The 22966-nt window shown below is 61.3% G+C and carries 18 protein-coding genes and 2 tRNA genes; 13 read left to right on the plus strand and 7 right to left on the minus strand.

Annotated elements, in window-relative coordinates:
• Positions 1 to 6: 6 nt before the first annotated feature.
• The 13 genes from glmM (at position 7) to AC58X1_RS23035 (ending at position 12576) form a co-directional block, all read left to right on the plus strand.
• Positions 7 to 1347 carry a phosphoglucosamine mutase gene (gene glmM, locus AC58X1_RS22975; protein ID WP_101322159.1) on the plus strand — a complete coding sequence of 447 codons (1341 nt, stop codon included), beginning with the start codon at positions 7 to 9 and terminating at the stop codon, positions 1345 to 1347.
• Between the two features lie 66 nt (positions 1348 to 1413).
• Positions 1414 to 2169 carry a triose-phosphate isomerase gene (tpiA, locus tag AC58X1_RS22980; RefSeq protein ID WP_101322158.1) on the plus strand — a complete coding sequence of 252 codons (756 nt, stop codon included), beginning with the start codon at positions 1414 to 1416 and terminating at the stop codon, positions 2167 to 2169.
• 4 nt (positions 2170 to 2173) lie between these two features.
• Complete coding sequence (gene secG / locus AC58X1_RS22985; RefSeq protein WP_101322157.1) at positions 2174 to 2566, plus strand: preprotein translocase subunit SecG; 393 nt, start codon at positions 2174 to 2176, stop codon at positions 2564 to 2566.
• 21 nt (positions 2567 to 2587) lie between these two features.
• Positions 2588 to 2673: transfer RNA gene (locus AC58X1_RS22990), tRNA-Leu, on the plus strand.
• 98 nt (positions 2674 to 2771) lie between these two features.
• Positions 2772 to 2848: transfer RNA gene (locus AC58X1_RS22995), tRNA-Met, on the plus strand.
• A 130-nt stretch (positions 2849 to 2978) separates the two neighbouring features.
• Complete coding sequence (gene rimP / locus AC58X1_RS23000) at positions 2979 to 3437, plus strand: ribosome maturation factor RimP (protein WP_150571338.1); 459 nt, start codon at positions 2979 to 2981, stop codon at positions 3435 to 3437.
• A 59-nt stretch (positions 3438 to 3496) separates the two neighbouring features.
• Positions 3497 to 4978, plus strand: a complete 1482-nt coding sequence (nusA, locus tag AC58X1_RS23005; RefSeq protein ID WP_101322156.1) for a transcription termination factor NusA — start codon at positions 3497 to 3499, stop codon at positions 4976 to 4978.
• 27 nt (positions 4979 to 5005) lie between these two features.
• Positions 5006 to 7531 carry a translation initiation factor IF-2 gene (gene infB / locus AC58X1_RS23010; RefSeq protein WP_101322155.1) on the plus strand — a complete coding sequence of 842 codons (2526 nt, stop codon included), beginning with the start codon at positions 5006 to 5008 and terminating at the stop codon, positions 7529 to 7531.
• A gap of 117 nt (positions 7532 to 7648) precedes the next feature.
• Positions 7649 to 8050 (plus strand): 30S ribosome-binding factor RbfA, encoded by a 402-nt coding sequence (rbfA, locus tag AC58X1_RS23015; RefSeq protein WP_101322154.1) that lies wholly within the window; start codon positions 7649 to 7651, stop codon positions 8048 to 8050.
• Between the two features lie 3 nt (positions 8051 to 8053).
• Complete coding sequence (gene truB, locus AC58X1_RS23020; protein ID WP_101322153.1) at positions 8054 to 8971, plus strand: tRNA pseudouridine(55) synthase TruB; 918 nt, start codon at positions 8054 to 8056, stop codon at positions 8969 to 8971.
• Positions 8972 to 9118: 147 nt separating this feature from the next.
• A complete protein-coding gene (gene rpsO / locus AC58X1_RS23025) occupies positions 9119 to 9388 on the plus strand; it encodes a 30S ribosomal protein S15 (protein ID WP_101322152.1) in 270 nt (89 codons plus the stop codon).
• 247 nt (positions 9389 to 9635) lie between these two features.
• Entirely contained in the window at positions 9636 to 11741 is a 2106-nt protein-coding gene (gene pnp, locus AC58X1_RS23030) for a polyribonucleotide nucleotidyltransferase (RefSeq protein WP_101322151.1), read from the plus strand.
• Positions 11742 to 12225: 484 nt separating this feature from the next.
• Entirely contained in the window at positions 12226 to 12576 is a 351-nt protein-coding gene (locus AC58X1_RS23035) for a BON domain-containing protein (RefSeq protein ID WP_101322150.1), read from the plus strand.
• A gap of 95 nt (positions 12577 to 12671) precedes the next feature.
• Here AC58X1_RS23035 and AC58X1_RS23040 read toward each other — a convergent pair whose 3' ends face one another.
• The 7 genes from AC58X1_RS23040 to folK form a co-directional block, all read right to left on the minus strand.
• Entirely contained in the window at positions 12672 to 15608 is a 2937-nt protein-coding gene (locus tag AC58X1_RS23040; RefSeq protein ID WP_497429517.1) for a DUF748 domain-containing protein, read from the minus strand.
• 78 nt (positions 15609 to 15686) lie between these two features.
• Positions 15687 to 16556, minus strand: a complete 870-nt coding sequence (locus AC58X1_RS23045; RefSeq protein ID WP_497429532.1) for an oxygenase MpaB family protein — start codon at positions 16554 to 16556, stop codon at positions 15687 to 15689.
• Between the two features lie 43 nt (positions 16557 to 16599).
• Positions 16600 to 18534, minus strand: coding sequence for an acetate--CoA ligase (gene acs / locus AC58X1_RS23050; RefSeq protein WP_497429518.1), 1935 nt, complete (start codon positions 18532 to 18534; stop codon positions 16600 to 16602).
• A gap of 231 nt (positions 18535 to 18765) precedes the next feature.
• Positions 18766 to 20430 (minus strand): glucose-6-phosphate isomerase, encoded by a 1665-nt coding sequence (pgi, locus tag AC58X1_RS23055; RefSeq protein ID WP_150571325.1) that lies wholly within the window; start codon positions 20428 to 20430, stop codon positions 18766 to 18768.
• A 151-nt stretch (positions 20431 to 20581) separates the two neighbouring features.
• The gene (panC, locus tag AC58X1_RS23060; RefSeq protein WP_497429519.1) at positions 20582 to 21445 is read right to left on the minus strand and encodes a pantoate--beta-alanine ligase; all 864 of its coding nucleotides are present in this window, start codon (positions 21443 to 21445) and stop codon (positions 20582 to 20584) included.
• On the minus strand, positions 21442 to 22242 hold the full coding sequence (gene panB, locus AC58X1_RS23065) for a 3-methyl-2-oxobutanoate hydroxymethyltransferase (RefSeq protein WP_497429520.1): 801 nt from the start codon (positions 22240 to 22242) through the stop codon (positions 21442 to 21444). Before panB ends, panC begins: the two co-directional genes overlap by 4 nt.
• Positions 22243 to 22486: 244 nt before the next feature.
• Positions 22487 to 22966 (minus strand): 2-amino-4-hydroxy-6-hydroxymethyldihydropteridine diphosphokinase, encoded by a 480-nt coding sequence (gene folK, locus AC58X1_RS23070; protein WP_188036676.1) that lies wholly within the window; start codon positions 22964 to 22966, stop codon positions 22487 to 22489.

Genomic DNA, 22966 nt, shown 5'->3' on the forward strand with positions numbered 1-22966 from the left:
GTTCCTATGAGCAAAAAATACTTTGGTACCGATGGTATCCGCGGTCGCGTTGGCGTCGCTCCGATTACTCCTGACTTCATGCTCAAGCTTGGCTGGGCGGCCGGCATGGCCTTCCGCAAGCAGGGCGCCTGCCGCGTGCTGGTGGGCAAGGACACGCGGATTTCCGGTTACATGTTCGAGTCTGCGCTGGAGGCCGGGTTGTCTGCGGCCGGCGCCGATGTGATGCTGCTCGGGCCGATGCCGACTCCGGCCATCGCCTACCTGACCCGCACCTTCCACGCCGAGGCGGGGATCGTCATCAGTGCTTCGCACAATCCGCACGACGACAACGGCATCAAGTTCTTCTCCGGCCAGGGCACCAAGCTGCCTGACGAAGTTGAGCTGATGATCGAAGAGCTGCTCGATCAGCCGATGCAGGTAGTCGAGTCGAGCAAGCTGGGCAAGGTTTCGCGCATCAACGACGCTGCCGGTCGCTACATCGAATTCTGTAAGAGCAGCGTGCCCAGCAGCACCAGTTTCGAAGGCCTCAAGCTGGTCATCGACTGCGCGCACGGTGCCACCTACAAAGTCGCGCCAAGCGTGTTCCGTGAGCTGGGGGCGGATGTCACCGTGCTGCATGCCGAGCCGAACGGGCTCAACATCAACCTCAACTGCGGCTCGACGCACATTGAGTCGCTGCAGGCGGCGGTGCTGGTCGGTCATGCCGATCTGGGCATTGCCTTCGATGGTGACGGCGACCGCGTGCTGATGGTCGACCACACCGGGGCCATCGTCGATGGCGACGAGTTGCTGTTCATCATCGCCAGAGACCTGCAGGAGCGTAACAAGCTGCAGGGCGGGGTGGTCGGTACCCTGATGAGCAACCTCGGCCTGGAGCTGGCCCTCAAGGACCTGGACATCCCGTTCGTGCGGGCCAAGGTCGGTGACCGTTACGTGATGGCCGAGCTGACCGAGCGCGACTGGCTGATCGGCGGGGAAAACTCCGGTCACGTGGTGTGCTGCAACCACACCAGCACTGGCGACGCGATCATTGCAGCGCTGCAGGTACTGATGGCGCTCAAGCGCCGCGGCGAGAACCTGGCGCAAACCCGTCAGGCCCTGCGCAAGTGCCCACAGGTGTTGATCAACGTGCGCTTTGCCGCTGGCCAGGCCGACCCACTGGAGCACCCGGCAGTGATCGAAGCCAGTGCCAAGGCGACCGAGGCGATGGCCGGTCGTGGCCGTGTGTTACTGCGCAAGTCCGGCACCGAGCCGCTGGTGCGGGTGATGGTCGAAGGTGACGACGAAAGTCAGGTCCGCGGCCATGCCGAAGCCTTGGCCAAGGTGGTTGCTGAAGTTTGTGCTTGAAAGGCTCTTGCCAGCGCAGATCTGGTTGGGTAAGATCTGCGCCCACTTTGACCGACGAGGTAAAGCATGCGTCGCCCCATGGTAGCTGGTAACTGGAAGATGCATGGTACCCGCGCTAGCGTCGCTGAGCTGACCGAAGGCCTGGGCAATTTGTCCCTGCCAGCCGGTGTCGAAGTTGCGGTATTTCCACCCGCGCTGTTTGTCACTGAGGTGATTAACGGCCTGCAGGGTAAAGGGATTACCGTAGGTGCACAGAATTCTGCTATACAGCCTGAGCAAGGCGCGCTGACCGGCGAAGTTGCACCGAGTCAGTGGGCTGAAGTCGGTTGCAAGTTGGTGTTGATTGGTCACTCGGAGCGTCGTCAGATCATTGGCGAAACAGATGAAGTGCTCAATCGCAAGTTTGCAGCGGCACAGGCTGGTGGTTTAACGCCAGTGCTCTGTGTAGGGGAAACCCTCGAAGAACGTGAAGCGGGCAAGACGCTTGAAGTTGTTGGGCGTCAACTAAGCAGTATCATCGACGCGTGCGGTGTTAAGGCTTTGGCCAATGCGGTAATTGCTTATGAGCCTGTTTGGGCGATTGGCACAGGTTTGACGGCCACGCCGCAACAAGCTCAGGATGTGCACGCTGCCATCCGCGCTCAATTGCAGGTGCTGGACGCGGAAGTTGCTGATAATATGCGACTTCTCTACGGCGGTAGCGTGAAAGCGGCCAATGCGGCCGAACTGTTCGGCATGCCGGACATCGATGGGGGGCTCATTGGTGGAGCTTCCCTGAACGCAGACGAATTCGGTGCAATTTGTCGCGCCGCAGGACACTGATCAAATGATTGAAACCGTCGTAGTTGTTTTTCATCTGTTGGCTGCGCTGTCGTTGGTAGCGTTGGTCTTGTTGCAACAAGGTAAGGGTGCAGAAGCAGGAGCATCTTTCGGCGCAGGGGCCTCAAACACTGTGTTCGGAAGCCAGGGCTCGGCAACCTTCCTAAGTAAATTCACTGCTGTACTCGCTGCCACTTTCTTTTTAACTGCACTTGGGTTAGGATACTTCGCAAAGGAGAAGGCTCACGAGCTGACTCAAGCAGGTTTGCCAAATCCAGCAGTGTTGGAAGTTCAGCAGCCTAAGCCGGCAGTTAATGATGATGTACCGGTGCTCCAGGAACAGAAGAGCAACACTGCCCCAGCGGGTGATGTAGTTCCTCCAACCGAAGAGCAGAAGTAACGGGTTTCAAATTGTAGTATTGCCGAGGTGGTGGAATTGGTAGACACGCAACCTTGAGGTGGTTGTGCCCATAGGGTGTAGGGGTTCGAGTCCCCTTCTCGGTACCAATTGAAGCAAGAGAGCCCGCTTTAGCGGGCTTTCTTGTCGGTGGAAGTCTAATTGACCCCGCCAGGGGTTCAGTCTTATACTTTCGCCCCAGCTTTGTCGCGGGGTGGAGCAGCTTGGTAGCTCGTCGGGCTCATAACCCGAAGGTCGTTGGTTCAAATCCAGCCCCCGCAACCAGTTTTGAGCGGAGCCCCTTTTCAGGGGCTTTTTGCTAGCCGAACAGTTTTGGCGTCGTTGTCCAACGGCGCTTTCAGGGATGGGCGCTTCGCCCATTTTTTATTTGCACAGCATGCACGAGGGGGTTCAGGTGTCGAGCAAGCTAGAACAGTTGCAGGCCTTGTTGGCCCCGGTTGTCGAGGGTCTGGGCTATCAATGCTGGGGGGTGGAATTCATCGCCCAGGGCAAGCATTCGGTCTTGCGTGTCTATATCGACAAGGAAGGCGGCGTGCTGGTGGATGACTGCGCAATTGTCAGTCGTCAGGTCAGCGGCGTTCTCGATGTCGAAGACCCAATCACTTCCGAATATACCCTCGAGGTGTCCTCTCCTGGCATGGAACGCCCACTGTTCACGCTTGAACAGTATGCCTCGCATGCCGGCGAACAAGTGAAGATCAAGCTGCGTTCACCCTTCGAGGGTCGTCGCAACTTCCAGGGCCTTCTCCGCGGCGTGGAGGAACAGGATGTGATCGTCCAGGTCGATGATCAAGAGTTCCTGCTACCGATCGACTCGATCGAAAAGGCCAATATTATTCCCAGTTTTGACTGAGACGTGCCGGGCCCGGTGACTAGACCGGACCCAATGGCTTGCGCAAGGCGAGGCGTACGATGAGCAAAGAAGTACTGCTGGTTGTTGAATCGGTATCCAACGAGAAGGGCGTCCCACCGGGCGTGATCTTCGAAGCGCTGGAAGTGGCTCTGGCCACTGCAACCAAAAAACGTTTTGAAGACGAAGTCGACCTGCGTGTGGAAATCAATCGCCACACCGGTAACTACGAGACCTTCCGTCGCTGGACCGTGGTCGATGAGCAGGATCTTGATGATCCGGCGATCGAAACCTGGCTGGACAAGATTCACGAGACCCACCCTGAAGCCAAGGTTGGTGACGTGATCGAGGAGAAGATCGACTCGATCGAGTTCGGTCGTATCGCCGCTCAGACCGCCAAGCAGGTCATCGTGCAGAAAGTCCGCGAGGCCGAGCGCGCCCAGGTGGTCGACGCTTACCGCGAACGCGTGGGCGAGATCATCTCCGGCACCGTCAAGAAGGTCACCCGCGACAACGTTATCGTCGACCTGGGCAACAATGCCGAAGCATTGCTGGCTCGTGAAGACATCATTCCACGCGAGACCTTCCGTGTCGGTGTGCGCTTGCGCGCACTGTTGAAGGAAATCCGCACCGAGAACCGCGGTCCGCAGCTGATCCTGTCGCGCACTGCGCCACAGATGCTGATCGAACTGTTCACTATCGAAGTGCCGGAAATTGCCGAAGGCCTCATCGAGGTCATGGCCGCTTCCCGTGACCCGGGTTCGCGCGCCAAGATCGCCGTTCGCTCCAAGGACAAGCGCATCGACCCGCAAGGTGCCTGTATCGGCATGCGCGGTTCGCGTGTGCAGGCGGTGTCCGGCGAGTTGGGCGGTGAGCGTGTGGATATCGTCCTTTGGGACGAGAACCCAGCGCAGTTCGTCATCAACGCCATGTCGCCGGCTGAAGTCGCGGCGATCATCGTCGATGAAGATGCCCACGCCATGGACATCGCTGTTGGCGAGGACAACCTGGCCCAGGCCATCGGTCGTGGTGGTCAGAACGTTCGTCTGGCAAGCCAGCTTACCGGCTGGACCCTGAACGTGATGACCGAGAAGGACATCCAGGCCAAGCAGCAAGCCGAGACTGGCGACATCCTGCGCAACTTTGTCGACGAGCTGGAAGTCGATGAAGAACTGGCCCAGGTGCTGGTCGACGAAGGCTTCACCAGCCTGGAAGAAATTGCCTACGTACCGTTGGAAGAAATGCTCAACATCGATGGCTTTGACGAGGATATCGTCAACGAGCTTCGCGCTCGTGCCAAGGACCGCCTGTTGACCAAAGCCATCGCTACCGAGGAAAAACTGGCAGACGCCCATCCGGCCGAAGACCTGCTCTCTCTTGAGGGTATGGACAATGACCTGGCGGTTGAACTGGCGGTGCGCGGCGTGGTTACCCGCGAAGACCTGGCCGAGCAGTCGATTGACGACCTGCTCGACATCGACGGCATCGACCAAGAGCGTGCCGGCAAGTTGATCATGGCCGCCCGAGCCCACTGGTTCGAGTAATTAGGCGCGGCCTGAGGAGAGAAGTGCATGACGCAAGTCACGGTGAAAGAATTGGCCCAAGAGGTCGCTGCACCGGTTGAGCGCCTGCTGCAGCAGATGCGTGAGGCGGGTTTGCCGCACACCGACGCCGGTCAGGTAGTGACCGACAATGAGAAGCAGGCTTTGCTGACTCATCTGAAGAGCAGCCACAAGGCTAAAGCGGAAGAGCCGCGCAAGATTACCTTGCAGCGCAAAACCACTAGCACCCTGCGTGTAGCCGGTAGCAAGAGCATCAGCGTAGAAGTACGCAAGAAGAAAGTTTTCGTTCAGCGCAGCCCGGAAGAAATCCAGGCTGAGCAGGCGCGTGAGCTGGAAGAGCGTCGCGTGGCTGAAAACGCCGCACGCGAAAAAGCCAACATCGATTCGCGTCAGCGTATCGCCGAGCGTGACGCCCCGCAGGGTGCTGTTGCGAGCAAGCCTGAGCCTGTTGCCGCCGCTGCTCCTGCAGCCGCTGCACCGGCCCCGGCAGCTGCGCCGCAAGAGCCTCTGACCGAGGAAGCAGCGGTTCGCGCCGCCGAGCGCAAGAAAGAAGAAGTGCGCCGCACCGAAGACCGTGCTCGCAACGAAGACCGTCGCGGCCGTGGCGAAGCGCCGCGCGTGTCGGTCAAGGTCAAGGTCAAAGAGAAAGAAAAGACCCCGACTCCGCGTGCTGCTCCGCGTACCACCGAAGAAGAAAGCGATGGCTTCCGTCGCGGTGGCCGTGGCAAGGGCAAACTGAAGAAGCGCAATCAGCATGGCTTCCAGAGCCCTACCGGCCCGGTTATCCGTGCCGTGAGCATCGGCGAGACCATCACCGTCTCCGAGCTGGCCAACCAGATGTCCGTCAAAGGCGCTGAAGTGGTCAAGTTCATGTTCAAGATGGGTACTCCGGTCACCATCAACCAGGTCCTCGACCAGGAAACTGCACAGCTGGTAGCTGAAGAGCTGGGCCACAAGGTCACGCTGGTCAGCGACACCGCGCTGGAAGATTCCCTGGCCGAATCGCTGAAGTTCGAAGGTGAAGTCACCTCGCGTGCTCCGGTCGTGACCGTAATGGGCCACGTCGACCACGGTAAAACCTCGCTGCTCGACTACATCCGTCGTGCCAAGGTTGCTGCTGGCGAAGCCGGTGGTATCACCCAGCACATCGGTGCCTACCACGTCGAAACCGACCGTGGCATGGTCACCTTCCTCGACACCCCTGGTCACGCCGCGTTTACTCAGATGCGTGCCCGTGGTGCCAAGGCGACCGACATCGTCATCCTGGTGGTGGCGGCGGACGACGGCGTGATGCCGCAGACCCGTGAAGCTGTTCAGCATGCGAAAGCCGCTGGCGTGCCACTGGTTGTTGCAGTGAACAAGATCGACAAGCCAGGCGCTGACCTCGACCGCATTCGTAACGAACTGTCGGTAGAAGGCGTGACCTCCGAGGACTGGGGTGGCGATACTCCATTCGTCAAGGTTTCGGCGAAGATGGGTACCGGCGTCGACGAGCTGCTTGAAGCCGTTCTGTTGCAGGCCGAGATCCTCGAGCTGTCGGCTACCCCAACCGCGCCTGGTCGTGGTGTGGTTGTTGAATCGCGTCTGGACAAGGGCCGCGGCCCGGTCGCTACCATCCTGGTTCAGGACGGTACGCTGCGTCAGGGCGACATGGTCCTGGTCGGCTCCAACTATGGCCGCGTGCGTGCCATGCTTGACGAGAACGGCAAGCCAGTCAAAGAAGCCGGCCCATCGATCCCGGTCGAGATCCTCGGCCTCGATGGCACTCCGGAAGCTGGTGACGAGCTGTCGGTAGTTGGCGACGAGAAGAAAGCCCGCGAAGTTGCCCTGTTCCGTCAAGGCAAATACCGCGAGGTCAAGCTGGCCCGTGCTCACGCCGGCAAGCTGGAAAACATCTTCGAGACCATGGGTCAGGAAGAGAAGAAGACCCTCAACATCGTCCTCAAGACCGATGTTCGTGGCTCCCTGGAAGCACTGCAGGGTTCGCTCGGCGGTCTGGGCAACGACGAGGTGCAGGTCCGTGTGATTGGTGGCGGTGTCGGTGGTATCACCGAGAGCGATGCCAACCTGGCCCTGGCGTCCAACGCGGTGCTGTTCGGCTTCAACGTGCGGGCCGATGCCGGCGCGCGCAAGATCGTCGAGCAGGAAGGTCTGGATATGCGTTACTACAACGTGATCTACGACATCATCGAAGACGTCAAGAAAGCCCTGACCGGCATGCTCGGCAGTGATGTTCGCGAGAACATCCTGGGCGTTGCAGAAGTACGTGATGTGTTCCGTTCGCCGAAGTTCGGCGCCGTCGCTGGCTGTATGGTCATCGAAGGTACCGTGTACCGCAACCGTCCGATCCGCGTTCTGCGCGAAGACGTTGTGATCTTCGAAGGCGAGCTGGAATCGCTGCGTCGCTTCAAGGACGACGCTGCCGAAGTTCGTGCCGGCATGGAGTGCGGTATTGGCGTCAAGAGCTACAACGACGTCAAGGTCGGCGACAAGATCGAAGTCTTCGAGAAAGTCCAGGTGGCTCGTACCCTGTAAGGGTCGAGCTGGCAGATGCCCCGCCCCAGGGCGGTTGGCAACGCCTCTGCAGGTAGCGCCCGGTCAGGCTTCACGCCTGGCCGGGCGTTTGCCGCTTTAAGTTACAGGTAGCAACGAATGGCAAAAGAATACAGCCGTACCCAACGCATTGGCGATCAGATGCAGCGCGAGCTTGCCGAGCTGATCCGCCGTGAAGTGAAAGATCCACGCGTCGGCCTGGTGACCATCACCGCCGTCGACGTCAGCCGCGACGTGGGCCATGCCAAGGTGTTCATCACCGTCATGGGCCAGGAAGAGGAACCTGATGCGGTCAAGCAGTCGGTCAAAGCGTTGAACAACGCTGCGAGCTTCCTGCGTCTGCACCTGGGCCGCTCGATGCAGCTGCGCAGCGTGCCGCAACTGCACTTCCATTACGATGAGAGCGTCAGCCGCGGGGTTCACCTGTCGGCACTGATCGAGCGTGCCGTGGCAGAAGACCGCCAGCACCAGGATCCCGTCGAGCCGGACACCAAGGAGTAATCGGTGGCCCAGGTCAAACGAATCCGCCGCGACGTCAGCGGCATCATCCTGCTCGACAAACCGTTGGGGTTTACCTCCAACGCAGCGTTGCAAAAGGTCCGCTGGTTGCTCAATGCCGAGAAGGCCGGTCACACCGGCAGCCTCGACCCACTGGCCAGTGGCGTGCTGCCGCTGTGCTTTGGCGAAGCGACCAAGTTTTCGCAGTACCTGCTCGATTCCGACAAGGGCTACGAAACCGTCATGCAGATGGGGCAGACCACCACCACGGCAGACGCCGAAGGTGAGGTCCTGCAGACCCGTGAGGTGACCGTTGGTCGCGCCGACATCGAGGCAGCCCTGCCTCAATTTCGCGGCCCGATCAGCCAGATACCGCCGATGTACTCGGCCCTCAAGCGTGATGGCCAGCCCTTGTACAAACTGGCCCGTGCGGGAGAGGTAGTGGAGCGCGAGGCGCGTTCTGTTACTATTAACCGCTTGGAGTTGCTCGAGTGCGAAGGCACCCGTGCGCGTCTGACGGTAAATTGCACCAAAGGCACCTATATCCGCACCCTGGTGGAGGATATCGGTGAAGTGTTGGGCTGTGGCGCTTATGTTGCCGAGCTGCGTCGGACCCAGGCTGGGCCCTTCGAGCTGGCACAGACAGTGACGCTCGAAGAGCTCGAGCAAGCCCACGCCGACGGTGGCAACGAAGCGCTCGATCGCTTCCTGATGCCGTCCGACAGCGGTCTGCTCGACTGGCCTGTGGTGCAGTTGTCAGAGCACAGCTCGTTCTACTGGCTGCATGGCCAGGCAGTACGTGCACCGGATGCGCCGCAATTCGGCATGGTCCGGGTGCAGGATCACAATGGTCGCTTCATCGGTATCGGTGAAGTGAGCGAAGACGGGCGCGTTGCGCCACGTCGCTTGATTCGGTCGGAATGACCGATACTTGCGTTGCCGGCATGAGCCGACAGCGCAAGACACGAGGGTGGCTGTCAGTAGGCACGGTCACAGCTCTTTTATTAATACAGGGTTCGTCCCTGGCCTATTGGACCCCGCTTGCGGGATCCGTTTAACTGGAGATGCCAAATGGCCCTCAGCGTTGAAGAAAAAGCACAAATCGTTACCGACTACCAGCAAGCCGTCGGCGACACCGGTAGCCCAGAAGTGCAGGTTGCACTGCTGACTGCCAACATCAACAAACTGCAAGGTCACTTCAAGATCAACGGTAAAGACCACCACTCGCGTCGTGGCCTGATCCGTATGGTTAACCAGCGTCGTAAGCTGCTGGACTACCTGAAGGGCAAAGACACCACCCGTTACAGCACCCTGATCGGTCGTCTGGGCCTGCGTCGCTAATAGCGGCCTGGCTAGTGGTGGGCGTGGCGGGTCGCAAGCTTTGGCAGCGCTGCTTCAGCGTTGCCGACGGGCTCGTCATGCGTATCTTCGAGGTTGGCAGCCTGGTGTTGCCGAGCGGTTTATCCGCCCGGCAACCAGGCTCCCAGCCTCGAGTTGTATCTGGACGGTCAATGGGGCCGATTCCCCGTTCTGCCCAAGAATTCGCAAGAAACCAGTTCCCCCAGAGCCATTGAAAAGGTAGGAAACCGTGAACCCGGTAATCAAGAAATTCCAGTTCGGTCAATCGACCGTTACCCTCGAAACGGGCCGCATTGCCCGTCAGGCCACCGGCGCAGTCCTGGTCACCGTCGATAACGATGTCACCGTGCTGGTGACCGTGGTCGGTGCCAAGCACGCAGACCCAAGCAAAGGCTTCTTCCCGCTGTCCGTGCACTACCAGGAAAAAACCTACGCCGCTGGCAAGATCCCTGGTGGTTTCTTCAAGCGTGAAGGCCGTCCTTCCGAGAAAGAGACGCTGACCTCGCGCCTGATCGACCGTCCGATCCGTCCGCTGTTCCCAGAAGGCTTCATGAACGAAGTGCAGGTTGTCTGCACCGTCGTGTCGACCAGCAAGAAAACCGATCCGGACATCGCTGCGATGATCGGTACTTCGGCTGCCCTGGCAATCTCCGGCATCCCGTTCGAAGGCCCGATCGGCGCCGCCCGTGTTGCCTTCCATGAAAGCACCGGCTACCTGCTGAACCCAACCTACGAGCAACTGGCTGCCTCGAGCCTGGACATGGTCGTAGCCGGTACCGACAGCGCTGTGCTGATGGTTGAATCGGAAGCCAAAGAGCTGACCGAAGACCAGATGCTGGGCGCCGTACTGTTCGCCCACGACGAATTCCAGTCGGTCATCCAGGCTGTCAAAGAGCTGGCTGCCGAAGCTGCCAAGCCGACCTGGGACTGGAAACCAGCCGTTGCCAACACCGAGCTGTTCAACGCCATCCGCGCTGAATTCGGCGAAGGCATCTCGCAGGGCTACACCATCACCGTCAAGGCCGACCGCTATGCGCGTCTGGGCGAGCTGCGTGATCAGGCGATCGCCAAGTTCTCCGGTGAAGAAGGCCAGCCTTCGGCTTCCGTGGTCAAAGAAATCTTTGGCGAAATCGAATACCGCACCGTGCGCGAAAACATCGTCAACGGCAAGCCACGTATCGACGGTCGCGACACCAAGACTGTACGCCCGCTGAACATCGAAGTCGGCGTTCTGCCGAAGACCCACGGTTCGGCACTGTTCACCCGTGGCGAAACCCAGGCCCTGGTCGTTGCGACCCTGGGTACTGCGCGTGATGCTCAGCTGCTCGACACCCTCGAAGGCGAGAAGAAAGACCCGTTCATGCTGCACTACAACTTCCCACCGTTCTCGGTAGGTGAGTGTGGTCGTATGGGTGGTGCTGGCCGTCGCGAAATCGGTCACGGCCGTCTGGCGCGTCGTTCGGTTCAGGCCATGCTGCCTGCTGCTGACGTGTTCCCGTACACCATCCGTGTGGTATCGGAAATCACCGAGTCGAACGGTTCGAGCTCGATGGCGTCGGTCTGCGGTGCTTCCCTGGCCCTGATGGACGCTGGTGTGCCGATGAAGGCGCCAGTTGCCGGTATCGCCATGGGCCTGGTCAAGGAAGGCGACAAGTTCGCCATCCTCACCGACATCCTCGGTGACGAAGACCATCTCGGCGACATGGACTTCAAGGTAGCCGGTACCGCCAAAGGTGTTACCGCGCTGCAGATGGACATCAAGATCAACGGCATCACCGAAGAGATCATGGAAATCGCCCTGGGCCAGGCCCTGGAAGCGCGCCTGAACATCCTCGGCCAGATGAACCAGATCATTGGTACTTCGCGTACCGAGCTGTCGGCCAACGCGCCGACCATGATCGCCATGAAGATCGACACCGACAAGATCCGTGACGTTATCGGTAAAGGCGGCGCGACCATCCGTGGTATCTGTGAAGAGACCAAGGCTTCGATCGATATCGAAGACGACGGCTCGATCAAGATCTTCGGCGAAACCAAAGAAGCCGCTGAAGCAGCTCGCCAGCGCGTCCTGGGTATCACTGCCGAGGCCGAGATCGGCAAGATCTACGTCGGCAAGGTTGAACGCATCGTCGACTTCGGCGCATTCGTCAACATCCTGCCTGGCAAAGACGGCCTGGTGCACATCTCGATGCTCAGCAATGAGCGCGTAGAGAAGGTCACCGACGTGCTGAAAGAAGGCGAAGAGGTTGAAGTACTGGTACTGGACGTGGACAACCGCGGCCGTATCAAGCTGTCGATCAAAGACGTTGCGGCAGCCAAGGCTTCCGGCGTTTAAGCCAGCTGTAGTGGTATGAAATAAACCCTTCGGGGTTGCGCTGATGTTCAGCGCATAGGGGCCGCTGTGCGGCCTATTGCGATCTTGGGTCGCGATGGGTCACACAGCGGCCCTTTTTATTTGTCAAACACTGCCCCGTGTAGGAGCGGCCTTGTGTCGCGAAAGGGCTGCGTAGCGGCCCTACAATTTAGGCAACGCCGCAGAATTGCCGGGGGCGCTGCGCAGCCCTTTCGCGACACAAGGCCGCTCCTACATCTTCCGCGCCCATTTCGAGATAGCGAAAACTCTGGGGTACATGCATCTTGCATGCAGGATTTTGCTCCGGCTTGCAAAATGCACGAGAGAGTGGATTTCTGAAAATTGATAAGTTACTGATTTATATTGGTTTTATGGCCTTTGAAAAGTTGGCACAGCCCCTGCAATAGTCTATTCATCTGACGCCAACTGACTCGGCGCAGACCTTTCGACAACAGGAGTGACCCGTATGAAGAAGTTCGCTATTGCTGCCGCTACTGCTACCGCTCTGACTCTGACCATGGCTAACGCTGCTTTCGCTCAGCAAGCCGTTCAGGCTCCAGTTATGCTGGCTGCCAACACTGTCGACAGCGCCAAGCAAGATGGCTCCGATACCTGGATCACCACCAAGGTCAAAGCTGATCTGCTGACCGAGAAAGGCATCCCAGGCGGCGATATCAAAGTCGAAACCAATCAAGGCGTAGTTTCGCTGTCGTCCGATGTGAAAGTCACCGATTCGCAAAAAGAGCGTGCAGTAGCAATCACCAAGGCTATCAAAGGCGTTAAAGACGTCTCGGCTGCTGGTCTGAAAGCCGAATAAGGATTGCTGCGCAGGCCAGATGGATCTAGCCAACGCATAACGAAAAGCCCCGGCACATGCCGGGGCTTTTTCGTTGTTGCGCTCAATGCAGACGCTTATTCAGCATCCAGGTGCATCGGCGTGATCACGCGCCCATCCGATTCGGCCTGGCCCAGCGTGGTATCGATGAAGTACACCCGGTCATCCGCCAACTTGCCTTTGTCGACCAGGTAATCCTTGATATTACCGGCCCGCGCTTGGCCCAGCTGGCGCAGCAGCGCAGCGCTCTCGGCCCAGGACTTGATCACCGCCTCACGCAGCTTGGCGCTACGCTCTTCACGCCCCAGCTGCTGCCATTCAGCAGGCGGCTGTTGTTTCAGGCGGGTGCGGTAGATACCTTCGAGCATCGCCGGCTTGTCGTCAGCATCCACCACCAGCATCGACGCATTGGCCGGCACCTTGTCGCCGCGGCGCTGCAGGATCTTGTACCAGATCGACTGATACTCACGCTCCAGGCGCTGCTCGGCGATCAACGGGCCATCGCTGGTCTGGGCGCTGGTGCCTTCGATCTCCAGGCGCAATTCAGGGCGTTCGTTGAGCGCGGTCGCCAGTTTGTCCAGGGCCGCTTGGGCATCGCCGCTGAGGTCGCTGGAGCCGGCGCTGAACGCGACCGTACCCAGGTCCTGCGAGCTGCCGCCGGAGACCAGCCCGCCAATGAACTTGAACGGCGCCTGGGCGGCACGCAGGACCAGATTGCGCAGGGTTTGCCAAACGATCGGCATGACGCTGAACTGCGGGTTGTTGAGGTCGCCGGTCACCGGCAGCTCGATCGAGATGGTGCCGTCGGTGTCCTTGAGCAGCGCCACCGCCAGGCGGATCGGCAGGTCGACGGCGTCGGGGCTGTCGACCTTCTCACCCAGTTGCAGTTGCTCGATCACCAGCTTGTTTTCTGCCTTGAGCTGGCCATTGGTGATCAGGTAGTGCACGTCCAGGTTGAGCCGGCCCTTGCGAATGCGAAAGCCGGCAAACTTGCCGGAGTAGGGCGTCAGTGTGGTCAGCTCGACGCGTTTGAAGCTGGTGGCGATGTCCAGGCTGGCCATCGGGTTGAACGGGTTGAGCGCGCCCTTGATGGTGACCGGTGCATAGCGGTCGACCTTGCCCTTGATATCGACCTTGGCCGGCGCTGGCTGGCGGTTGTCGATGGTGCCGACCTGGCCATTGAGCTGCTGCACGGCTGTGGCGAAGTTTGGCGTCAGGGTCAGGTCGGCAAAGTTGGCCGAGCCGTCGTTGATGTCGATCTTGCCGATACGAATGCCCAGTGGCTTGCTGTTGCTGGGAGTCACCGGTTTTTCTGCGGTGCTTTTGGTAGCGCCGGCTGGCTGCGGAATCAGCAGGTCATCAACGTTGGTGGTGCGGTCTTCGTTGATGATGAAACGCGCATATGGCTGCAGCAGCTTGACTTGGTCGATGGTCAGCGCATCGCCGTGCACGTATGACAACCCATTGAGGTCGAGCTGCTGCCATTTGACGAAGTCGCGGTCCTTGATCGTGTCGAGGGTATGCAACTGGTTGACGGTGGCGGTACCGGTGACGGTAAAGGCCAGCGGCGCCGTATTTTGCAGATCGACCTTGAGCTCGCTGGCGAGCATGCCGCTGCGCAGTTCAAGCTGAATGAACGGGCTGATGTAGGCCTGGGCGATGCGCAGGTCGATGTCGCGGGTGCTGACATCGAGCTTGGCGGTGACCGGCGCCAGGTTGACCTGGCCGGAGGCTTGCAATTTGCCTTGCTTGCCGACGGTGGTATCCAGTTTGAGGGTAAACGGCGACTTGTTGAGGCTGTCATAGCCCTGCATGTCGAGGTTGAGCGGGCCGACATCCAGGGTGACCGGTTCTTTCTGGCTGCGGTCTGCCAGGTGAATCATGTAATCGCGCGCTTGAACGTCCTTGAGCAATACTTGCCACGGCTTACTCGGCGCGGCGGCTGCTTTTTCCTGCGCTGTCGGCTCGGCCGCGGCAGGTTCGGCTTTCTCCTTGGGGGTGGCTTTGGCTGGCTGGCTGGCGAACAGCGTCTGCCAGTCGAGCTGGCCGTCCTGTTCCAAGGCGGCCCAGGTCTCCAGCTTGCTGCTGCGGATCTTGCCTACGGTGACCAGTTGCTTGGCCAGATCGATCGAGGTTTCGCTGACTTCGAGATTGGCCAGCCGCGCCAGTTGCCTGCCGTCCGGTGCCTTGATGGCGAACGGCGCGATGCGTACCTGAGTGTTGTCGAGCAGCAGCTCGGTCTGTTTCGACAGGTTGAGCGTGTAGTGGGTATCGAGGCTGATCACGCCTTCTTCCAGCACCAGCGGCACCGCGTCACGCACGTAAGGCCAGAACGCCTTCATGTTGCCGTCGGTGATTTTCAGGGTGCCTTGCGAGCTGATCGGCGCCAGGCCGAGTGTGCCTTTCCAGTCGATCCGCCCACCGGCGGGGCCGATGGCGACCAAGGTCATGTCGGCGCTGTCGTCGGGGAGGGTGCTGAGGTTCTTTAGCTCGAAATTCATCGAGTCGTAGAGAAACTCGATCGGCTCGCTCGGGCGCAGGTCCTGGAAGTGCAGGTAGCCTTCCGTGAGCTTGATGCTGCCGATACGCAGCGGGAACGGGTCGCTGGCTGGCTCGTCTGGCTTGGCTTCGCTGGGCGGCAGTTTGAACAGCTGAGTCAGGTTGAGGCTGCCGTTTTTGCCGAAGAGGATTTCGTTGCGCGGTTTGTCCAGCTCCACTGCATCCAGGTGCAGGGCGCCGCTCCACAGGCTGTCCAGCGACAGGTTGGCGTACAAACGCTCAAAACCCAGTTGCTCTTTGCCCGGCTCGCCGACCTGCAAACCCCACAGGGTCAGCTCGAGGCTGAACGGGTTGAATTCGATACGTTGCAGCTGCGCCGGCACCGTCGCGTATTGGGCCAGCTGTTGATTGGCAATGCGTAGGCCAATGCCTGGAAGGATGAAGAAGCCGAGCAGGCTGTACAAGGCCACGAGGGCCAGCATGGCGCCGAGGGCGCGAGTCAATCCTTTGGGCATGTGCAGCATCGTCTGTCCGAGCGGGAGTGCTTGGAGTATGGCACGTTAAATCGGTTCCGCAGAATCAGCCGAATGACCTTATTCGATGCCCATTCGCCGCCGCGCGCGGTGCGCCGAGCTGTCGCGCATGGCCCAGCGCAGGACTGGCGCGGTGCGCTCGATACCTACCCGGATCAAGCGCCGGCTCAGTGGCCCTTGTTGCAGCTCAAGCATATCCCGGCCCCAGCCTGGTAACAGTTCGATGCCCGCCCGCAGCATCAGCTTGCCCACGGGGGCTGCCAGGCGGCTTGGCGCCGGTGCCTTGAGCAGGATATCGATCACCTCCAGACTGCGCGCATCGCAGCGCAACTGCGGACGCATGCGTTGCAGGTAGGCCTCGATTTGCGCACAGGAGCGTGGCACGTCGCGCGCGCCGAGGCGCTCGGCGATCAGGGCGATTTCGTTGTAGTACGCGTCCTGATCAGCCTGCGCCAGATGCGGGTTGCGGTAACGCAGGTGGGCGGCCATGAAGCTGCTGACCTCGGCAACGTGCACCCAGGTCAGCAGGTCCGGGTCACTGGCGGCATAAGGCCGGCCATCGGCGGCGGTGCCGACGACTTTGAGGTGGATGGTGCGTACCTTGTCGATCAACCAGTTGGCGTCGCGGGTCGAGCCAAAGGTGGTGCCGGAGATGAATTGGCTGGTGCGGCGCAGGCGCCCGAGCAGGTCTTCGCGAAAGTTGGAGTGATCCCACACCCCGGCCAGGGCCAGCGGGTGCAGCAGTTGCAGCATCAAGGCACTGATACCGCCGACCAGCATGCTCGGGAAATCGCCGTGCACCTGCCAGCTGACGCTGTCGGGGCCAAACAGGCCGGGGTCACCTTTGGGTGACTCCAGGTCAAGCTGGCCGAGGGCCAGGCCAGTCAGGCTCATGACCTGGGTTTCGATACGACGGCGTAAGGCTTCCATGGCGACCTGCAATGCGCGGCAGCCCGCCATGGGCTACCTCTAGCTATTGGTTGAGGCGAGTATCGATCAAGCCCTGCACGACGCTGGCATCGGCCAGGGTCGAGGTGTCACCCAGCGAGTCCAGCTCGTTGCAGGCGATCTTGCGCAGTATACGCCGCATGATCTTGCCCGAGCGGGTCTTGGGCAGGGCCGGTGCCCACTGGATCATCTCCGGTTTGGCGAAGCTGCCGATCTCCTTGCTGACCAACGCCAGCAGTTCAGCCTTGAGGGCGTCGTCTGCGCTCACGCCATTCATCGGCGTGACGAAGGCATAGATACCCTGGCCCTTGAGGTCGTGCGGATAGCCGACCACGGCCGCCTCGGCGATGCCGTCGTGCAGCACCAGCGCGCTTTCCACTTCTGCCGTACCGATCCGGTGGCCGGAGACGTTGATCACATCATCGACTCGCCCGGTGATCCAGTAGTCGCCATCGGCGTCGCGGCGGGCGCCGTCGCCGGTGAAATAGTAGCCGGCGAAGGGCTTGAAGTAGGTGTCGACCATGCGTTGCTGGTCGCCGTAGACGCTGCGGATCTGCGCCGGCCAGCTGGCTTTGATTGCCAGCAGGCCCGAACCTGGCCCGTCGATCACTGCGCCTTTGTCATCGAGTAGTACCGGTTGCACGCCAAACATCGGCTGGGTGGCGCAACCCGGTTTGATCTGCCCATTGCCCGGCAGCGGGCTGAGCATGATGCCGCCGGTTTCGGTCTGCCACCAGGTGTCGACGATCGGGCAGCGTTCTTTGCCAACCTGATGAAAGTACCACTCCCAGGCTTCCGGGTTGATCGGCTCGCCGACACTGCCGAGCAGGCGCAGGCTTTCCCGCGAGGTGTCCTGTAGGGGGCCTGGGCCTTCGCGCATCAGGGCGCGCAGGGCGGTAGGAGCGGTGTAGAAGATATTCACCTGATGCTTGTCGATGACCTGCCAGAAACGCGAGCTGTCGGGGTAGTTGGGCACGCCTTCGAACATCAGCGAGATCGCCCCGTTGGCCAGCGGGCCATAGACGATATAGCTGTGGCCGGTGACCCAGCCGACATCGGCGGTGCACCAGAACACTTCGCCGTCGCGGTAATCGAATACCACCTTGAAGGTCATCGCGGCCTGCAGCAGATAGCCGCCGGTGGTGTGCAGCACGCCTTTGGGTTTGCCGGTGCTGCCGGAGGTATACAGGATGAACAGCGGGTCTTCGGCATCCATCGGCTCGGGTGGGGAGTCGTCACCGGCAAGCTCGGTGGCGGTGTGGTACCAGAGGTCGCGCTGGTTGTCCCAGGCCACTTCACCACCGGTGCGGCGCACCACGAATACGCTGTTGACGGCCGGGCAGCTGGCCAGGGCCTTGTCGACGTTCTGCTTGAGCGGTACACGTTTGCCGCCCCGCACGCCTTCATCAGCGGTAATCACCGTGCGGCAGTCGGCATCCAGGATGCGGTCGCGCAGGGCGTCGGGCGAGAAGCCACCAAATACCACCGAGTGGATCGCGCCGATGCGGCTGCAGGCAAGCATGGCGTAAGCCGCCTCAGGGATCATCGGCATGTAGATGCACACCCGATCGCCCTTGCTCACCCCGCGCGCCTTCAGTGCGTTGGCCAGGCGGCAGACCTGGCGGTGCAGCTCGCGGTAGCTAATGGCCTGCGAATCCTTGGGGTCGTCGCCTTCCCAGAGCAGCGCGGTCTGCTCACCCCGTTTGGCCAGGTGGCGGTCGATGCAGTTGTAGCTGACGTTGAGCTTGCCGCCGGCGAACCATTTGGCATCGCCGCTGGCAAGGTCGGCCTGTTGCACGCTGCTCCAGGGCTTGATCCAGTCCAGCCGCTTGGCTTGCTCGGCCCAGAAGCTGTCCGGGTCATCGATCGACTGTCGATAGAGGCGTTGATAGTCGTCGGCGCTGAGCTCGGCGGCCTGGCTGACGGCGAGGGCGGTGGGGTACTTGCTGAGATCGAACATGGCGGGTGGTCCTGCTCTTGTCGTGGCAAGGGACTGCACCTCACCGCGTCGCGCAAGGCAGGATGAAGTGCAACGGCTATTCGATGGACAGTGTAGTCGGCGCGGGTGTTCCTCCGGGGTTGCCGGCGCAATGCAAAGCGCGGGGCCAGCTTGCCCCCTGCAGTACCGCTCAATCGAACGCTACTGCAGAGGGCAAGCTGGCCCCGCGCCGGGGCTTGCAGCAGGGCTTGATCAGCCGCGGTGACGACCGCGGAAGTAATTGATCAGGCCTTGGGTGGAGCCGTCTTCAGCGGCTTCTTCCTGAGCGCCGACCAGGCGTTGGTACACGCCTTTGCCGAGCTCTTTGCCCAGCTCGACGCCCCATTGGTCAAAGGCATTGATGCCCCAGATCACGCTCTGCACGAACACCTTGTGCTCATACATCGCCACCAGCGCGCCGAGGCGACGCGGGCTGATCCGCTCGACCACCAGGGTGTTGCTCGGGCGGTTGCCAGGGATAACCTTGTGCGGCGCCAGCTTGGCCACGTCGGCTTCGTTCAGGCCCTTGCCACGCAGCTCGGCCTCGGCTTCTTCGCGGGTCTTGCCGAGCATCAGTGCCTGGCTCTGCGACAGGCAGTTGGCGTACAGCCACTGGTGATGGTCGGCCACCGGGTTGAAGCTCACCACCGGCACGATAAAGTCGGCCGGGATCAGTTGGGTGCCCTGGTGCAGCAACTGGTGATAGGCATGCTGGCCGTTGCAGCCAACGCCGCCCCAGATCACCGGGCCGGTCGCGGTTGGCGCCGGGCTGCCATCCTGCAGCACGCTCTTGCCGTTGGACTCCATGTCCAACTGCTGCAGGTGCTTGGTGATGTTGCGCAGGTAATGGTCGTACGGCAGGATCGCGTGGCTGCGCGCATCCCAGAAGTTGCCGTACCAGACGCCAAGCAGGGCCAGCAGCACCGGCATGTTCTGCTCGAACGGCGCGGTCTGGAAGTGCTGGTCCATGGTGTAGGCGCCCGACAGCAGCTCCTTGAAGTTGGCCGTGCCGATGGCCAGCGCAATTGGCAAACCAATCGCCGACCACAGTGAGTAACGCCCGCCAACCCAGTCCCACATCGGGAAGATGTTTTCTTCGCGGATACCGAACGCGACGGCTGCGGCCTTGTTGCTCGAGACCGCGATGAAGTGACGGTACAGCTCGGCTTCGGAGCCACCCTGGGCCAGGTACCAGGTGCGGGCGGCCATGGCGTTCTTCAGGGTTTCGAGGGTGTTGAACGACTTCGACGATACGATGAACAGGGTCGTCTCGGCCGCAAGCTTGGCCGACAGCTCGTGGAATTCGCTGCCGTCGATATTGGCCAGGTAGTGGCAGCGCACGCCGCGCTGGGCGTACGGCAGCAAGGCTTCGGAAACCAACTCAGGGCCGAGGAACGAGCCGCCGATGCCGATGTTGACCACGTCGGTGATCGGTTTTTCGCTGTAGCCGCGCCACAGCCCGTCATGAATGCGGCCGACCAGCTCGGTGATCTGGTTGAGTACCTTGTGCACTTCGGGCATCACGTTGACGCCGTTGACGCTGAGTTTGTCGCCAACCGGGCGGCGCAGGGCGGTGTGCAGTACCGGGCGGCCTTCGGAGGCGTTGATGATCTCGCCGCTGAACATCGACTTGATGGCTGCTGCCAGGTCGACGTCGGTGGCCAGGTTGACCAGCAGCTTGCGGGTCTCATCGTTGATCAGGTTTTTCGAGTAATCGAGAAACAGCCCGCAGCTGCTCAGGGAGAACTGATCGAAGCGTTGCGGATTGGCCGCGAAGGCGTCGCGCATGCTGAAATCCTGCATGGCGTCGCGGTGTTGTTGCAGCGCCTGCCAGGCTGGCAGCGTCGTCACATCATGGGGGGTACGGTAATACGCCATTGCGAAGGGTTTCCTTGATGCATGATCTGGCCTTGGACAACTGGCAGCCGCTGGCAGTTGCAGGCAGTTGATCATTATAGGCATGGCTGGCGCGGGGGGAATGGGGTCAGGCGGGGATAATTTGGGGCCGCGTGGCGGCCCCGGGTTGCAATCAGGCGGTGGGCTCGTCCAGATGCAGGTACAAGTTGTCGATCAGGCGTGTGGTGCCCAGGTACGCTGCGGCAATTACCACCACGTCGCGGTCATCGGCCATGGCCGGGCGCAGGGTCAGTGCGTGGCGCACTTCCAGATAGTCCGGGCGAAAGCCTGCCGCCAGCAGTTGGGCCTGACCGGCCACGATCAGCTCGGCAAAGTCGCGCTGGCCATGGCGGATGGCGTCGGCCATCACGCTCAGCTCGCGGTACAGCGCCGGCGCTGCAGCGCGTTGCTCGGGCGTCAGGTAGCCGTTGCGCGAGGACAGCGCCAGGCCATCATCGGCGCGTACGGTTGGCTCGCCGATGATATGGATCGGCATGTTCAGGTCGCGCACCATGGTGCGGATCACCGCCAGTTGCTGGTAGTCCTTTTCGCCGAACACGGCCAGGTCGGGCTGGACCATATTGAACAGCTTGCTGACGACCGTGGCCACGCCTTCGAAATGCCCCGGGCGGCTGGCGCCACACAGGCCTTCGGACAGTTGCGGCACGCTGACCCGGGTCTGCACTGTGGTGCCGTCGGGGTACATTTCATCCACGGTCGGCGCGAACAGCAAATGACAGCCTGCCTCGAGCAGGCGCTCCTGGTCAGCGGCAAGGGTGCGCGGGTAGCTGTCGAGGTCCTCGCCGGCGCCAAACTGCAGCGGGTTGACGAAGATGCTCGCCACGACGAAGTCGGCGCGCTGGGTGGCTTTGGTCACCAGGGCGACGTGGCCGCTGTGCAGGTTGCCCATGGTCGGGACAAAGGCGATGCGCTTGCCTTCGCTGCGGGCGCGGGCCACGGCTGCGCGCAGTTCACGGACGCTCTTGACGGTATTCATGCGCTGAACCCGTGTTCTGCAGCCGGGAAGCTGACGTCTTTGACCGCCGCCACGTAAGCACTCAGGGCGCCTTGGATATCGGCCTGGCCGAGCATGAAGTTCTTGACGAACTTGGGCATGCGCCCGGTCAGCGACAGGCCGAGCATGTCGTGCAGCACCAGCACCTGGCCGTCGGTGGCGTTACCGGCACCGATGCCGATCACCGGAATGGCCACGGCCTGGGTGATCTCCGCAGCCAGCTCGCTGGGCACGCATTCGAGCAGTAGCATGGCCGCACCGGCTTGCTCCAGAGCAATCGCGTCGGCGCGCATCTGCCGCGCCTGGGCTTCCTGCCGACCCTGCACCTTGTAACCGCCGAGCACGTTGACCGTCTGCGGGGTCAGGCCCATGTGGGCGCACACCGGCACGCCACGTTCGGCCAGCAGGCGAATGGTCTCGCTCAGCCAGGCCGCGCCTTCGAGCTTGATCATGTGCGCGCCGGCCTGCATCAGGCTGGCGCAGTTGGCGAAGGCCTGCTCAGGCGTGGCGTGGGCCATGAACGGCAGATCGGCGAGGATCAGTGCGCCGTCGTTGCCGCGTTTGACGCAGGTCGTGTGGTAGGCCATTTCTGCAGTGGTCACCGGCAGCGTGCTGTCATGCCCTTGCAGGACCATTCCCAGCGAGTCACCCACCAGCAACACGTCGACCCCGGCCTGGCTGGCAGCCTTGGCGAAGGTGGCGTCATAGCAGGTCAGCATGGCGATTTTCTCACCCTTGGCCTTGAGGCCATGCAGGGTGGTCAGGGTTACTTCAGGCATGTAGAAAGTCCTCGTTCAGGCGCTGTGCAATCGACCTGGGTACAACCTTGCGCAGGTGCGATGCGGAGCGGCACATCATCGTTCGTGATGTTCAGACCCGCCCGGGCCCAAATAGGTTAAGTGTGGCGCGTCGAGGCCACGGGATGCCTATAGTCGTGAGCGAGGGGAGGGAAGTCAATCACCCTGTTACCGCATTGTTACGGCAAGGGTGTTACTGGCGTTACCGCCGTCAAGATCGCCCGAATTACAGGCGTTCGAGGCCGCTGAACGGGCAGGCGGCGAGCATTTGCGCAAGGCTGCGACCATCGGCGAGGACGAAGTCGGCAGGCACCAGCTCAGCCAGCGGGTAGAGCACGAACGGGCGCGCGTGCATGTGGTAGTGCGGCACGGTCAGGCGCGGGCTGTCGAGCACCTGTTGGCCAAACAGCAGCACATCCAGGTCGAGGGTGCGTGGGCCCCAGCGTTCCTGACGCACGCGCCCTTGATCGTTCTCGATCGCCTGCAGCGCATCGAGCAGCTGCAGCGGCTCGAGCGTGGTGTCGAGCGCGGCTACGGCATTGGTGTAGCGCGGCTGGCCGGGCAGCAGCGAGTCGCTGGCGTAGAAGCCGGAAACCGCTGCCAGGCGCGTGCCCTCGGCCTTGTCCAAGGCATCGAGGGCGCTGCGCAGTTGCTCGGCAGGTTCGGCCAGGTTGCTGCCCAGGCCGATGTACACGCGCACGCTCAT

The sequence above is a fragment of the Pseudomonas sp. PGPR N4 genome (assembly GCF_059693665.1).